This window comes from Methylobacterium sp. D53M, from assembly GCF_053345625.1.
Genome location: NZ_JBKFAL010000002.1, coordinates 558,725 through 571,486 on the forward strand (window position 1 = coordinate 558,725; position 12,762 = coordinate 571,486).

General features: G+C 72.4%; 15 protein-coding genes. 11 read left to right on the plus strand and 4 right to left on the minus strand.

Annotated elements, in window-relative coordinates:
• Positions 1-55: 55 nt before the first annotated feature.
• The 5 genes from ACLBYG_RS06955 to ACLBYG_RS06975 all read left to right on the plus strand — a co-directional run bounded on the left by ACLBYG_RS06955 (position 56) and on the right by ACLBYG_RS06975 (position 3,584).
• Positions 56-1,159 carry a helix-turn-helix transcriptional regulator gene (locus tag ACLBYG_RS06955; RefSeq protein WP_447680986.1) on the plus strand — a complete coding sequence of 368 codons (1,104 nt, stop codon included), beginning with the start codon at positions 56-58 and terminating at the stop codon, positions 1,157-1,159.
• Between the two features lie 98 nt (positions 1,160-1,257).
• Positions 1,258-1,458, plus strand: a complete 201-nt coding sequence (locus tag ACLBYG_RS06960) for a hypothetical protein (RefSeq protein WP_012322375.1) — start codon at positions 1,258-1,260, stop codon at positions 1,456-1,458.
• A 394-nt stretch (positions 1,459-1,852) separates the two neighbouring features.
• On the plus strand, positions 1,853-2,062 hold the full coding sequence (locus ACLBYG_RS06965; RefSeq protein ID WP_020090567.1) for a hypothetical protein: 210 nt from the start codon (positions 1,853-1,855) through the stop codon (positions 2,060-2,062).
• A 142-nt stretch (positions 2,063-2,204) separates the two neighbouring features.
• A complete protein-coding gene (locus ACLBYG_RS06970) occupies positions 2,205-2,735 on the plus strand; it encodes a GNAT family N-acetyltransferase (protein ID WP_020090566.1) in 531 nt (176 codons plus the stop codon).
• 237 nt (positions 2,736-2,972) lie between these two features.
• Complete coding sequence (locus tag ACLBYG_RS06975; protein WP_020090565.1) at positions 2,973-3,584, plus strand: DUF2147 domain-containing protein; 612 nt, start codon at positions 2,973-2,975, stop codon at positions 3,582-3,584.
• 28 nt (positions 3,585-3,612) lie between these two features.
• On the opposite strand, the gene ACLBYG_RS06980 is transcribed toward ACLBYG_RS06975, so the two are convergent.
• Entirely contained in the window at positions 3,613-4,836 is a 1,224-nt protein-coding gene (locus ACLBYG_RS06980) for a serine hydrolase domain-containing protein (protein ID WP_447680987.1), read from the minus strand.
• Between the two features lie 52 nt (positions 4,837-4,888).
• On the minus strand, positions 4,889-5,398 hold the full coding sequence (locus tag ACLBYG_RS06985) for a DUF427 domain-containing protein (RefSeq protein WP_447680988.1): 510 nt from the start codon (positions 5,396-5,398) through the stop codon (positions 4,889-4,891).
• A 114-nt stretch (positions 5,399-5,512) separates the two neighbouring features.
• On the opposite strand from ACLBYG_RS06985, the gene otsB reads away from it, so the two are divergent.
• From otsB to ACLBYG_RS07000, 3 genes are all read left to right on the plus strand, one after another.
• The gene (gene otsB / locus ACLBYG_RS06990; RefSeq protein WP_447680989.1) at positions 5,513-6,256 is read left to right on the plus strand and encodes a trehalose-phosphatase; all 744 of its coding nucleotides are present in this window, start codon (positions 5,513-5,515) and stop codon (positions 6,254-6,256) included.
• A 28-nt stretch (positions 6,257-6,284) separates the two neighbouring features.
• The gene (locus tag ACLBYG_RS06995) at positions 6,285-6,689 is read left to right on the plus strand and encodes a DUF4260 domain-containing protein (protein WP_447680990.1); all 405 of its coding nucleotides are present in this window, start codon (positions 6,285-6,287) and stop codon (positions 6,687-6,689) included.
• Between the two features lie 117 nt (positions 6,690-6,806).
• Positions 6,807-7,808, plus strand: coding sequence for a glucokinase (locus ACLBYG_RS07000; RefSeq protein WP_447680991.1), 1,002 nt, complete (start codon positions 6,807-6,809; stop codon positions 7,806-7,808).
• 85 nt (positions 7,809-7,893) lie between these two features.
• On the opposite strand, the gene ACLBYG_RS07005 is transcribed toward ACLBYG_RS07000, so the two are convergent.
• On the minus strand, positions 7,894-9,366 hold the full coding sequence (locus tag ACLBYG_RS07005; RefSeq protein WP_447680992.1) for an MFS transporter: 1,473 nt from the start codon (positions 9,364-9,366) through the stop codon (positions 7,894-7,896).
• 160 nt (positions 9,367-9,526) lie between these two features.
• Between ACLBYG_RS07005 and ACLBYG_RS07010 the strand changes: the two genes are divergently transcribed.
• Both ACLBYG_RS07010 and ACLBYG_RS07015 read left to right on the plus strand, forming a co-directional pair.
• Positions 9,527-9,814, plus strand: coding sequence for a hypothetical protein (locus tag ACLBYG_RS07010; RefSeq protein ID WP_244492186.1), 288 nt, complete (start codon positions 9,527-9,529; stop codon positions 9,812-9,814).
• A 104-nt stretch (positions 9,815-9,918) separates the two neighbouring features.
• Positions 9,919-10,860, plus strand: a complete 942-nt coding sequence (locus ACLBYG_RS07015) for a 2-hydroxyacid dehydrogenase (protein WP_447680993.1) — start codon at positions 9,919-9,921, stop codon at positions 10,858-10,860.
• Positions 10,861-10,870: 10 nt separating this feature from the next.
• Here the strand turns inward: ACLBYG_RS07015 and ACLBYG_RS07020 are convergent, their stop codons facing one another.
• Positions 10,871-11,764 (minus strand): LysR substrate-binding domain-containing protein, encoded by an 894-nt coding sequence (locus tag ACLBYG_RS07020; RefSeq protein ID WP_447680994.1) that lies wholly within the window; start codon positions 11,762-11,764, stop codon positions 10,871-10,873.
• 111 nt (positions 11,765-11,875) lie between these two features.
• On the opposite strand from ACLBYG_RS07020, the gene ACLBYG_RS07025 reads away from it, so the two are divergent.
• The gene (locus ACLBYG_RS07025) at positions 11,876-12,628 is read left to right on the plus strand and encodes an SDR family NAD(P)-dependent oxidoreductase (protein ID WP_447680995.1); all 753 of its coding nucleotides are present in this window, start codon (positions 11,876-11,878) and stop codon (positions 12,626-12,628) included.
• Positions 12,629-12,762: the final 134 nt, after the last annotated feature.

Consider the following 12,762-nt stretch of genomic DNA (forward strand, 5'->3'; position numbering starts at 1 on the left):
GAGTTCGACGAGCCGGCGCGGGGCGCCAGTATCCGGCGCGGCGGAGGCGCGTCACATGTCGGGCGTGAGGCCGGATCTCTTCGCCCGCCTGCACGACGACCTGGAGTCCGGCTTCCGGGAGGACCTCGAGGAGGCCGTGATCGATCCCGCGCGCTGGCCTGATTTGGCCGAGCGCGTCGTGCGGGCGTCCGGCAGCGAGGGCGCCCTGCTGCTGCGCTCCGACCGGACCGGCCTCGAATCGCTCTGCACCGCCTCCCTCGCCGACGCCTCGCGCCGCTACTTCGACGAGGGCTGGCACCGCGACGACCATCGCCTCCGCGGCATCCCGCTCATGCGGACGCGCGGGATCGCGGTCGATCAGGACTTCACCACGCCGGAGGAGATCGCGCGCCTGCCCTTCTACCAGGACCTGCTGGCCTCCCGCGGCCTGCGCTGGTTCGCCGGGATCGGCTTCTCCGTGAAGGGACGCCTGTGGTGCCTCTCCCTGCAGCGGACCGTGGAGCAGGGACCGTACGAGCCGCACGAGCAGCGGCGCCTCGCGACCCTGTCGCCGCTCCTGCAGCGCGCCGGCCTGCTGACGTCGATGGTCGAGCGGGCCCGGCTCGCGGGGCTGACGCAGGCCTTCGAGCTGATCGACCGCGCCGCCCTGATCCTCGACGCCGACGGACGGGCGCTCCGCTGGAACGACGCGTTCGGCGCCCTCCTCGGGCGCGACCTAAAGCTCTCGGGCGGCCGCCTCACCGCGGAAGATCCGGACGCCGCGCGGCAGCTCGAAGCCCTGGCGCGGCCCTCCGGCCGCCCGCCGATCTCGGCGGTCGTCGCGGCGCGACGGGACGGGCCGCCGCTCGTGATCCACGTCGTGCCGCTGGTCGGGCCGAGCCGCGGCCTGTTCGCCGGGGCGAGCACGCTGCTCCTCGGAAGCGTGCCCGGGGCCCCGGCCGCGCCCGCGACCGCGATCCTCCAGGCGGCCTATCGGCTGACGCCGGCGGAGGCGCGCCTCGCCCAGGCGCTGTCGAGCGGAATCTCGCTGGCCGAAGCCGCTTCGCGATTCGCGATCACCGCGGCGACCGCGCGCTCGCAGCTGAAGGCGATCTTCGCCAAGACCGGAGCGACGCGCCAGTCGGATCTCGTGCGGCTCGTGGCCGGGCTCGCGCGCTGAGGGGTCACGGTTTCGAGAGGCGCGCGGCCCTGTCGCGTCGGCGCCGGAACGGGTGGGGCCGGCCGCCGGTTGCCGCAGGAACGACAGGAGATGTCTCGATGACGAATCGGATCGCACTCGTTTCCGCCCTGGCCGTCGCGGGCCTGCTGGCCGGCGCGCCCGCCCAGGCGAAGGGCTGCCTCAAGGGCGCCGTGGTCGGCGGCGTCGCCGGGCACATGGCCGGACACGGCAAGATGGGCGCGGCCGCGGGCTGCGCGATCGGTCACCACAACGCCAACAAGAAGGCCAAGCAGGGCTGACCGTCCCGACGCCGTCTACTTTGACGGCGATCGGATCGGCCAAAGGGTGATGACCAAGTCATCGCCGCTTCTCCGAAGCCGGATTCCCAGCGGAATCCGGCTTCGCTGCGTTCTGGGCCATGGCGCCAGCGAGATCGGTTCGCGCGGCACCTGACCTTCTCACCCAGATGACGGGACCGTCGGCGCGGCGACCGCCGACCCGGACCGCCCGCGCGTCCACGTCTCCAGTCGCCCTCGCTCCACCCTTTCGCACCGCGTCGCGCTCGGCCGCCCGCCCGCAAGCCCCGCGCAAGCCGGCCGTTGACCTTACTTTCGAGCTATTCTAATTAAGAACTGTGGAGGGCGCGCCGCCGAGGCGGTCCCCTCCCTCCGAGATACCCGATGGAGAGACCCGATGGCCGGTTCCGCGAACGCCGCTTGCGAAAGCTGCCGCTTCTTCGACGATCACAAGCTCAACGGTGCCCAGGCGCAGGGTGACGAGGGCCTCTGCCGCTTCAATCCGCCGGTCAGCCAGCCGGCCCCCGAGTCGAAGGGCCTCTGGCCGGTCGTGGCCTCGAAGGACTGGTGCGGCCACTTCACGGCCGAGATGTCCGCCGCCGAGTAAGTCATCGCATCCTCGAGCCGTGCGGGATCTGCGCCGAGGCGCCGGTCCCGCCGAGGCTCCGCCACCGTCCGCGGGATCGAGCCGCGCCCGGCTCGTGCGGGGCAGATTGCCGGAGCCGCGCCGCCTCGCGTAACCTGCGGCCGTGACAGACGTGATACGCCCGGCCACGGAGGCCGACCTTCCCGCCATCGCGGCGATCTACGGCGACGCCGTCGCCTCCAGCACGGCCAGCTTCGAGACGGAGCCGCCGACGCTGGCCGAGATGACGCGCCGCTTCGAGGTGCTGCGCGCGGGCGGCTTTCCCTACCTCGTGGCCGAACGGGACGGCGCGGTCGCGGGCTACGCCTATGCCGGCCCCTATCACCAGCGCGCCGCCTATCGCTCGACCCTCGAGGATTCGATCTACGTCGCCCGGACGGCCCGCGGCGGCGGAGTCGGCCGGCGCCTGCTCGCCGCCCTGATCGCGGCGAGCGAGCAGATCGACTGCCGGACCCTGGTCGCCATCATCGCCGAGAGCGGCTCACCCGCCTCGATCGCGCTGCACGCGAGCCTCGGCTTCACGCCCGTCGGAACGCTCGCGGGAGTCGGCCACAAGCACGGGCGCTGGCTCGACGTGACGCTCATGCAGCGCAGCCTCGGACCCGGCCGCAGCCTTCCGCCGACCCGGATCTGACCGTCCAACGCGCACCGATCCCAGTATCGCCGGGTCGATTCCCGTCCAGAGTCCCGGCTGAGTTGTCATGATGCGGACAACTTCGCGCGGGAGAGGGCGGGCATGACGCGCACGCCGTCCGGTTCTCGGCGCGGGCGCGATGACGCGGAGGGAGCGATCCTTCCTGCGCGGAAGCGGCACACGCGAGGACGGGCGGTCAAGGCTCCATCACGACTCGCGAGGGATGGGAGTTCGGGTATGCGGTTTACATCGATCGGTCGCCGGGTTGCGCCGCTCGCGATCCTGGCGCTCTCGGCGCTGGCGGGCACGGCTCAGGCCAAGACGCCGACCGATCCCAGCGGCACCTATCTCACCGAGGACGGCCGCGCGCGCGTGCGCCTCGAGAAGTGCGGGACCGCGGGTGACCGGCTGTGCGGATACGTGGTCTGGCTGAAGGTCCCGCTGAACGACAAGGGCGAGCCGCGGATCGACTTCAAGAACCCCGATCCCAAGAAGCAGGCCCGGCCGTCCCTCGGACACCAGCTGATCCTGGGCCTGAAGCCGAATGCCGACGCCCATTACGAGGGCAAGATCTACAATTCCGAGGACGGCAAGTCCTACGACGTCACCATCTGGACCGAGACGGCCGGCGAGCTGACGGTGCGCGGCTGCCTGATCGCGTTCCTGTGCAAGTCGCAGACCTGGACCAAGGTGACCGATCTCGCGCCGGGCCAGCTCCCCGGCCCGACCAACGGTGCGAACGGTCCGCGCAGCGATCCCGAATACGCCACCGCCGCCCCGAAGCCGACCGCCAAGGCCGGCGCGAAGCCGGCTCAGAAGCCGGCCGCCGAGGCACCCAAGGAGGAATGACCGGCGCGGACCCGCGCGTGGCCGGCCCTCACTCGGCCAGGGCCGCGTAGGTCAGGACGCGCAGCTCGCGCCGGATCGGCAGGGCCGAGGACGGGACGAGCTGCGTCATGAGCACCACCGACAGGTCCTCGGCCGGGTCGATCCAGAACGCCGTCGAGGCGAGGCCGCCCCAGGCGACCTCGCCGGGCGTGCCGAGGATCTGGGCCCGGGCGGGGTCGAGCATCACCGAGAAGCCCAGGCCGAAGCCGATGCCGGTGTAGGAGGTCTCGGCGAAGCGCGGCGTGCCCATCGCGGCCAGGTCGCCCGGCAGGTGGTTCGCCAGCATCAGGTCGACCGACTTGCGGCCCAGCAGGCGCGCGCCGTCGAGGGTGCCCCGGTTGAGGATCATCCGGCAGAAGCGCTGATAGTCCGCCGCCGTCGAGACGAGGCCGCCGCCGCCCGACGCGATGGCGGGCGGGCGCGCGAAGGCCGTGTCCACGGAATCGTCGAACAGGCGCAGCTGCCGCGCGCGGTCGTACGCGTAGGTGGCGCAGAAGCGCGGCATCAGCTCGGGTCGCACGTGGAAGTCGGTATCGACCATGCCGAGGGGCCTGATCACCGCGTCGCGGAGATGGTCGGCGAACGGGCGGCCGGTCAGCGCGGCCACGTACTGGCCGAGCACGTCGGTGGCGACGCTGTAGTTCCAGGCGCTGCCCGGCTGAGCGAGGAGCGGCAGCTTCGCGACCCGCGCGGTCATCTCGGCGAGGGTGCCCTCGCGCGCCAGGAAGTCGACGCCCCGCTCGCGGTACTGCGCGTCGACCAGGGTCGCCTCCATGAAGCCGTAGGTCAGCCCGGCCGTGTGGGTCAGCAGGTCCCGCACGGTGATCGCCCGGCGGGCCGGCTCGGTCTCGAGCTTCGCCCGGTTGCCGCCCACGGCGACGCGCATCTCGGCGAACTCGGGCAGGACCCGGGAGATCGGATCGTCGAGCTGGAACAGGCCCTGCTCGTAGAGCTGCATCACCGCCACTGAGGTCAGCGGCTTGGTCATCGAGTAGATCCGGGTGACCGTGTCGAGGGTGAACGGCGTTGCCCGGGCGAGGTCGGCCTGCCCGCAGGCGCGCGCGAAGGCGATGCGCCCGCGCCGCGCCACGGTGACCGACAGTCCGGCCAGCCGGCCGTCGCCGACGAGGCGGTCCATCCACGGCGCGATCCGGGCGAGCCCCTCCGGGCTGAACCCGGCGCCGGTCGGATCGGTCTCGGTCAGCGCGCTCATGCGGTCTCCTCGGGGTGGCCTTCCGCGAACGTAGAAGGGGCGGGGGACGAAATCACCAGCCCATCGTTCCGGGACCGCCCTTGAACGGGCCGACGATGCCGGGCGTGATCCAGCCGCCGTAGAAGTTTCCCGGTTGCGGCGTCACCGGGTCCGCCCCGACGAAGCAGGCGTCCATCGGGCCGGCGTAGAACGCGACGTAGCCGGCGATCGCGCGGAAATCCGGGGTCGGATCCGGGTAGGCCCAGGCCGCCCCGGGCACGAGACGGTCGCCGCCGCGCACGTCGAACAGGACCGCCTGTCCCTTCCACTCGCAGATCCCGCCGCGTCGCCGGTTCACGAGCGTGCCGTCCGCGATGTCGATGGGCGGCAGGTAGTAGGTCGGCGGGTGCGAGGTCTCGAGCACCCGGAACCCGGAGCCCGTCTCGGCGATGACGCGGCCGCCGAGCACGACCCGCAGCCGGTCCGGGACGGATTCGAGCCGGGGCGGCCGCGGATAGTCCCAGACGCTCTCCTCGTCCGGTCCGACCGGATCGGGAACGGGCCGGAAGGGCGATCCGCGCATGGAGAACCTCGTGCTGTGCCGGTGCGGATTCAGATAGGGCAGTGCGGCCGGCGTTTGTCGTCCGGCGCGCCCGTGCTAGCCCGTCGCCGACACTCGAGCCCGGGATCCCCCGCGATGGACATCGCCCTCTTCCTCGACTTCGACGGCACGCTCGCCGAGATCGCGCCGCGTCCGGACGCCGTGCGGGTCGAGCCCGGCCTTGTGGAGGATCTGGAGCGGCTCCGGGCGCGACTCGACGGCGCCCTCGCCATCGTCACCGGCCGGCCGGTCACGGTGATCGACGGCTTCCTGGCGCCGTCCCGGTTGGATGCGGCCGGTCTCCACGGCGTCGAGCGCCGGGTCGCCGGCGCGCTCACGGGCGGCCGCGCGGAGGACCATCCGGATCTGCGCCGGCAGGTCGCGCGCCTGCAGGCCGAGACCGCCGCGCTCGCCCAGGTCCTGATCGAGGACAAGGGCGCCTCGGTGGCGGTCCACTGGCGGCTCGCGAGCCCGGACGATGCCCTGCGGGCCGAGACGCTGGTGAAGGGCGCGGCGGAGGCGCTCGGCGCCGAGTACCGCCTGCAACTCGGCAAGGCGGTCGGCGAGATCGTCCCCGCGCAGGCCACCAAGGCCCACGCGATCCGCGCCTTCATGGCGCAGGCGCCCTACGCCGGACGGGTCCCCGTCTTCTTCGGTGACGACCGCACCGACGAGATCGCCTTCGCGTCGATCAACGAGGACGGCGGCGTCGCGGTGCGCGTCGGTGACGGCGAGACCGTCGCCCGGCGGCGCCTGCCCGACCCCGCCGCCGTCCGTGCTCTGCTCAGCAACTGGGCTGCCGGTGGCGCGATCGACCCGGACGCGCTGCCGCCGGCCTGACGCGCCGCGCTGTCGAGGGGAGGTCGCGATGTCGGGGCGTTCCGTCACGGGCTGGCCGCGCCTGCTGCTGCGGCTGGAGGGGGGCTGCATCCTGGTCGCCGCCCTGCTCGCCTATGGGTGGCTCGGGCCGTCGTGGTGGCTCTTCGCGGCGCTGCTCTTCGTCCCCGACCTGAGCATGCTGGGCTACGCGGCCGGTCCCGTGGTCGGCGCGGTGCTCTACAACGCGGCCCACACGCTCGCGCTGCCGCTCGTCGGCCTGTCCCTGGCGATCGCTTCGGGCCGCCCCGAGGCCGTCGGGCCGGTCCTCATCTGGCTGGCCCATATCGGCCTCGACCGCGCCCTCGGTTACGGTCTCAAATACGGCAGCGGCTTCGGAGATACCCATCTCTGCGTGATCGGCCGGGCGCGTGACAAGACGATCGCGCAATCCTGAGCGGCGGATGCCGCCGATTGGGACTTGCCCGCGCGGTGTCGCGCGGCCGATGAATCGCCGGAGCCGTGCTGGACGCGAGTCCCGTCGCGGCGGGCCAGAGAGCAGGGGCAAGTTGCGATGTTCGAGTTTCCGGTTCTGGTCGGCGACATCGGCGGGACGAACGCGCGGTTCGGTCTGATCGAGACGTCCGGCGACCAGCCCCGCCTCCTCGCGCACGAGGCGACCGCCGACCATCCCGATCCGTCGAGCGCCATCAAGGCGTCGCTCGCCAAGGGTGACGGCCCGGCACCGCGCTCGGCGATCCTGGCGATCGCCGGCCGGGTCGACGGGCCGCAGATCCAGCTGACGAACGCGCACTGGAAGATCGCGGGCCAGCGCATCGCCGAGGATTTCGGGCTCTCCTCGGCGACGGTGGTCAACGACTACGTGCCGGTGGCGGCCGGCGCCGCCGATATCGAGCCCCACGACCTCACGCCGGTCGGCCCCTGTCCCCCCGTGCCCGGCGGCGCCCGCGTGGTGCTGGGCCCCGGGACCGGGTTCGGCGCGGCCGCGCTGGTCCCTTATTCGGCGCACCTCGCCATCGTCTCCACCGAGGTCGGCCACACCGATATCGGTCCGGCCGACGCATTCGAGGAGAAGGTCTGGCACGCGCTGGAGCGGGTCGAGAACCGGATCACCGTGGAGACGGTGCTGTCGGGGCCGGGCCTGTCGCGCCTCCACGCGGCCGTCGCCCATGTCCGGACCGGGCAGCCGCACGAGAAGATCGAGCCGGCCGCGGTCACCGAGGCCGGTCTGAACGCCACCGATCCGCACGCCGCGGAGACGCTCGCGCTGTTCGGCCGGGTGCTCGGACGCGTCTGCGGCGACCTCGCTCTGACCTTCCTGGCGACGAGCGGGGTCTATATCGGCGGAGGCATCGCGCCCCGGATCCTCAAGGTGCTGGAGGAGAGCGGCTTCCGCGACGCCTTCGAGAAGAAGGCGCCCTTCGCCGCCATGATGCGCCAGATCCCCACCAGCGTGATCACCGTCCACGACCCCGCTTTCCGGGGCCTGGCGGCCCTGGCGAACGAGGGCGCCAAGTTCGTCTACCACGGGCAGGTGTGGCGGAAGGGGGCGTGAGCGCCCGCGGCGGCGTCGGCCGGGCGCGGAGCGAGGCCGGACGGCTCCGCTCCGCGCGCGTCCCGCTGTCGCGCCGGGCCCGCCCTCAGGCCGCCGCCAGCGGCTTCGAGACCTCCTCCAGGGACTTGCCCTCCGCGGCGGTGCCCCAGATGCCTCCGACGACCGCCGCGATGAGCATCAGCACCGCGCCGAGGCCGTAGCCGAACAGCACCCAGTCGCGCGAGCCGGTCTCGACCAGCGTGCCGAACAGGAGCGGGCCCGAGACGCCGCCGATGCCGGTGCCGACCGCGTAGAAGACCGCGATGGCCAGCGCCCGGATCTCCAGCGGGAACGTCTCGGAGACCGTGAGATAGGCCGAGCTCGCCGCCGCCGAGGCGAAGAAGAACACCACCATCCAGGCCGCGGTCTGGCCGACCGACCCGAGGATGTCGAGGCGGAACAGCAGGCCGACGCCGGCGAGGAGCAGCGCCGAGATGCCGTACGTGAAGGCGATCATCTTGCGCCGACCGATCGTGTCGAACAGCCGCCCGAGGAGCAGCGGGCCGAGGAACGAGCCGAGCGCGAAGGGCAGCAGGTACCAGCCGACATGGTTGCCGGGCACCTGATAGAAGCGCTCCAGCACCAGCGCGTAGGTGAAGAACAGCGCGTTGTAGAAGAAGGCCTGCGCGATCATCAGCGCGAGGCCGACCATGGTCTCCTTGCGGCTCGTCACGAACAGCGCCTTGAACACCTCGGAGAGAGGGGTGTGGTCGCGGGTGCGGACCTTCATGCGCTTGCTCTCGTCCACCGGCGGCAGGGTCACGCCCTCGTCGGTGAAGCGCTTCTCGATGCCGGAGACGACCCGGTCGGCTTCCGCCGCGTAGCCGTGGGTCGCGAGCCAGCGCGGGCTCTCGGGGATCCAGGTGCGCAGGAGCAGGATCACGAGGCCGATGGCGCCGCCGGTGAAGAAGGCGACGCGCCAGCCCCAGGCCGGGTCGATCACCTCGGGCTTCAGGAGCACGATCGACATGAACGAGCCGAGCGCCGCGCCGATCCAGAACGAGCCGTTGATGACGAGGTTGGTCCAGCCGCGGACCCGGGCCGGGACCAGCTCCTGGATGGTCGAGTTGATCGCCGTGTACTCGCCGCCGATCCCCGCGCCCGTGAAAAAGCGGAAGAAGCAGAAGCTCCAGATGTTCCACGACAGGCCGGTGGCCGCCGTGGCGACGAGGTAGAGGGCCAGCGTGATGAAGAACAGCTTCTTCCGGCCGATCCGGTCGGTGAGCCAGCCGAAGCCGATCGCGCCGGTCACGGCGCCCACGAGGTAACAGGAGGCGGCGAGCCCGACGTCGAACTCGGAGAACGACATCGGCGGCTGGCGCAGCGCGCCCACCAGGGAGCCGGCGAGCGTCACCTCGAGGCCGTCCAGCACCCAGGTGATGCCGAGCGCCACGATCACGAGGACGTGGAAGCGGCCCCAGGGCAGCCGGTCCAGGCGCGCGGAGATGTCGGTGTCGATCACGCGGCCGATCTCCGCGCGCTCCGGCGTCCCGGATCCCCCCTCGACCTTGCTCGCCATGTCCGCGTGTCCTCCCGATTCACCTGTTTAACCGTGCCTGGACAGCGGGCATTTACCGCGACTGTAGGCAGGTGTTGGGAACGGGTTGGAAATCGATTCGGTTCGATTTCGTCTTCACGTGCGCGGCGCAGAACAGGGAGGTCCACGCGGTGCCCCTCCCATGCCTTCCAGTCCCGCCCGTCCCCGCCGATCCTGGCCCCGCTACGCCCTGCTGGCCGCGATGACGCTCGGCGGGCTCGCGACCGCCCCCACCGAGGGCGCGGACCGGCACCTCGAACGGCCCAAGCCCCGCGTCGCGATCCAGGCGGCCGAGCGCTGGCGCCTGCGGCCGACCGAGCCCGTCGTGGCGGCGACGACCGGCAGCATCCGCAAGCGGGCGGAGACCGCGATCCCCGAGGATCGGCGCAACGTCCGCCTCGTCTACCCGGCGCTGATCGAGGCGCGCTGACGGAGCCGGCGCCCGACCCATCTCGACGATCCGGATCCCGTCAGGCACAGCGCCTGCTTCGCCCGCGCGTGGACGGGCCGAGCGGTACGGTGCGGAGGATTTAGATGACGGAGGCGATCGCCCTGGTCGGGTGCAAGGGGCCGGATCAGGAGGCGGAGTACCTGCGGATCCTCTCGGCGGCCATGCCCGAGGAGCGCCTGATCGCGTTCCGGTCGATGGACGACGCGGCCCGGGCGGCCGCGCGGGTCGCCGTCGTGGCCAACCCCGATCCGGCCGAGGTCGCGGCGCTGCCGGGCCTCGTCTGGGTGCAGAGCCTGTGGGCCGGGGTCGAGAAGCTCGTCGGCGCCTTCGACCGGCCGCTGCCGATCGTCCGCCTCGTCGACCGCGAGATGGCCCGCACCATGGCCGAGGCCGTGCTGGCCTGGACCTACTATCTCCAGCGCGACATGCCGGCCTATGCCCGCCAGCAGCGCGACCGGGTCTGGCGCCCGCACGCCTACCGCAAGCCGTCCGAGACGACGGTGGGCCTGCTCGGCCTCGGGGCGCTCGGGACCGCGGCGGCGGAGCGGCTCACCGGAGCCGGCTTCCGCGTCGTCGGCTGGAGCCGCAGCCCCAAGGCGGTGCCGGGCCTCGAGACGTTCCACGGCGCCGACGGCCTCCCGGTGATGCTCGGCCGGTGCGACATCCTCGTCTGCCTCGTGCCGCTGACGCCGGAGACGCGGGGCCTCGTGAACGCCGAGCGCCTCGCCGCCCTGAAGCCCGGCGCCGCGCTGATCAACTTCGCCCGCGGACCGATCGTCGTCACCGAGGACCTGATCGCCGCCCTGGACAGGGGCCACCTCGCCCACGCCGTGCTCGACGTCTTCGCGGTCGAGCCCCTGCCGGCGGAGTCGCCGCTATGGTCGCATCCCGGCGTGACGGTGCTGCCGCACGTCTCGGGGCCGACCGACATGGAGTCGGCGGCCGCCACGGTGGCGGCCAACCTGAGGGCCTACCGGCGGACCGGCCAGGTGCCGGACGGCGTCGACGCGGCGCGGGGGTACTAGGGCGCGCGCCTCACAGCGTCGGGAATGTCGCCGCGAGGTGGTCGATCAGCACCCGCACGGCCGGCGGCAGCCCGCGCCGGGTCGTGAAGACGATGTGCACGATCCCGGGCTGACCTTGCCAGTCCGGGTAGACGGGCACGAGCCGGCTGGCCGCGACGGCATCGGTGCAGGCGTGGTCGGGCAGGAACGCGACCCCGAGGCCGTCGGCCGCCGCGTCGCACAGCGCGGCGAAGTCGCCGCAGGTCAGGCGCGGCTCGTGGCGCAGGGTGAAGATCGTGCCGTCCCGGTGCTCCAGCCGCCACTCCGCCTCGCCGGGATCGTCGCGGGTGCCGAGGGTCGGGACCGCCCCGAGCGCGGCGATGTCGGGGCCGAGGCCGCGCGCGATCCGCGGTGCGGCGACCAGGATCCACCGCGAGGTTCCGAGCGTGCGCATGGTCAGCGATGCGTCGCTCGTCAGGTCCCGTCGGACCCGCAGCGCCACGTCGATCCGCTCCTCGATCAGGTCGACGGGCCGGTCGGTCACGACCAGCTGCAGCCGCACCTTCGGGTATCGGACGAGGAAGCCGCGGACGCGCGCCGCGACGATGTCGGTGAGGCCCGTCGGACAGCTCATGCGGATCCGCCCGTGCGGCTCGATCTGCGCCTCCGCGACGAGCGCCTCGGCACGCTCCGCCTCGAGCATCATCGCCCGGCAGCGCTCGTAGAAGCCCTGGCCGACCTCGGTCACGCGGAAGCGTCGGCTCGACCGCTCGATCAGGCGGGCGCCCAGGCGCGCTTCCAGGGCCGCGATGCGGCGGCTCAGCTTCGACTTCGGCTGGTGCAGCGCCCGGCCGGCCGCGGCGAAGCCGCCGTGCGCGACGACCTCGGCGAAGTAGACGTAGTCGTTGAGATCGGCGCGGACCATCGTTCCTCCTCTGGAACGCTGAGTGCCACAATCGCCGACTACCCGCACCATCGTTCCGGCGGCATCTCTCCAAACAGCGGCGCGCACGGCGCCGAACAGCGGAGAACGACGATGACCGGCAGGTTTCAGGACAAGGTGGTGGTGGTGACCGGCGGCACCAGCGGCATCGGCCTCGCGACCGCTCAGGCCTTCGTGGACGAGGGGGCCTCGGTGTTCATCACCGGTCGCCGCCAGGAGGCGCTCGACGCGGCGGTGAAGCGGATCGGCGGCCGGATCACGGGCGTGCGCGGCGACATGGCGAACCTCGCCGACATCGACCGCCTGTACGACGCGGTCCAGCAGAAGCACGCGCAGATTGACGTGGTCTTCGCCAATGCCGGCGGCGGCAGCTTCGCGCCGCTCGGCGCGATCACCGAGGCGCATTATCAGAGCATCTTCGACACCAACGTGAAGGGCGTGCTCTTCACCGTGCAGAAGGCGCTGCCGCTCCTGCGGGACGGGGCCGCGATCGTCCTCACCGGATCGACCACCGGCAGTTCGGGCACGCAGGCCTTCAGCGTCTACTCGGCCACCAAGGCGGCCGTGCGCAACTTCGCCCGGAACTGGATCCTCGACCTGAAGGACCGGCGCATCCGGGTGAACACGATCAGCCCGGGCGTGACCGAGACCGCCGGCCTCGACGAGCTCTTCGGCGGCGGCGATCAGGCGGCGGCCACCAAGGACTATCTCGCGGGCCAGATCCCGGCCGGCCGCGTCGGCCGGCCCGAGGAGATCGCCCAGGCGGTGCTGTTCCTCGCCTCGGACGCGGCGAGCTTCGTCAACGGCGTCGAGCTGTTCGCCGACGGCGGGCAGGTCCAAATCTGAGGATCCGGGGCGGCCGGGACGCGACACCCGGTCCCGGCCGCCCCCGTGAACCCTGGCAATGGCCGGCGGTTAAAGGCCCGGCCCTCCGGTCCCGCTTCCTCGCGGGCGGGCGCCGGGAAGGACAAACGGTTTCC

Excerpts from the sequence above, each read along its gene's own strand:
- ACLBYG_RS07000 (WP_447680991.1), top strand. The coding sequence starts at position 6,807 with ATGTTCGAGTTTCCGGTTCTGGTCGGCGACATCGGCGGGACGAACGCG.
- ACLBYG_RS07005 (WP_447680992.1), bottom strand. The coding sequence starts at position 9,366 with ATGGCGAGCAAGGTCGAGGGGGGATCCGGGACGCCGGAGCGCGCGGAG.
- ACLBYG_RS06980 (WP_447680987.1), bottom strand. The coding sequence starts at position 4,836 with ATGAGCGCGCTGACCGAGACCGATCCGACCGGCGCCGGGTTCAGCCCG.
- ACLBYG_RS06960 (WP_012322375.1), top strand. The coding sequence starts at position 1,258 with ATGACGAATCGGATCGCACTCGTTTCCGCCCTGGCCGTCGCGGGCCTG.
- ACLBYG_RS07010 (WP_244492186.1), top strand. The coding sequence starts at position 9,527 with ATGCCTTCCAGTCCCGCCCGTCCCCGCCGATCCTGGCCCCGCTACGCC.
- ACLBYG_RS06985 (WP_447680988.1), bottom strand. The coding sequence starts at position 5,398 with ATGCGCGGATCGCCCTTCCGGCCCGTTCCCGATCCGGTCGGACCGGAC.
- ACLBYG_RS06965 (WP_020090567.1), top strand. The coding sequence starts at position 1,853 with ATGGCCGGTTCCGCGAACGCCGCTTGCGAAAGCTGCCGCTTCTTCGAC.
- ACLBYG_RS06955 (WP_447680986.1), top strand. The coding sequence starts at position 56 with ATGTCGGGCGTGAGGCCGGATCTCTTCGCCCGCCTGCACGACGACCTG.
- ACLBYG_RS07015 (WP_447680993.1), top strand. The coding sequence starts at position 9,919 with ATGACGGAGGCGATCGCCCTGGTCGGGTGCAAGGGGCCGGATCAGGAG.
- ACLBYG_RS07025 (WP_447680995.1), top strand. The coding sequence starts at position 11,876 with ATGACCGGCAGGTTTCAGGACAAGGTGGTGGTGGTGACCGGCGGCACC.
- otsB (WP_447680989.1), top strand. The coding sequence starts at position 5,513 with ATGGACATCGCCCTCTTCCTCGACTTCGACGGCACGCTCGCCGAGATC.
- ACLBYG_RS06975 (WP_020090565.1), top strand. The coding sequence starts at position 2,973 with ATGCGGTTTACATCGATCGGTCGCCGGGTTGCGCCGCTCGCGATCCTG.
- ACLBYG_RS07020 (WP_447680994.1), bottom strand. The coding sequence starts at position 11,764 with ATGGTCCGCGCCGATCTCAACGACTACGTCTACTTCGCCGAGGTCGTC.
- ACLBYG_RS06995 (WP_447680990.1), top strand. The coding sequence starts at position 6,285 with ATGTCGGGGCGTTCCGTCACGGGCTGGCCGCGCCTGCTGCTGCGGCTG.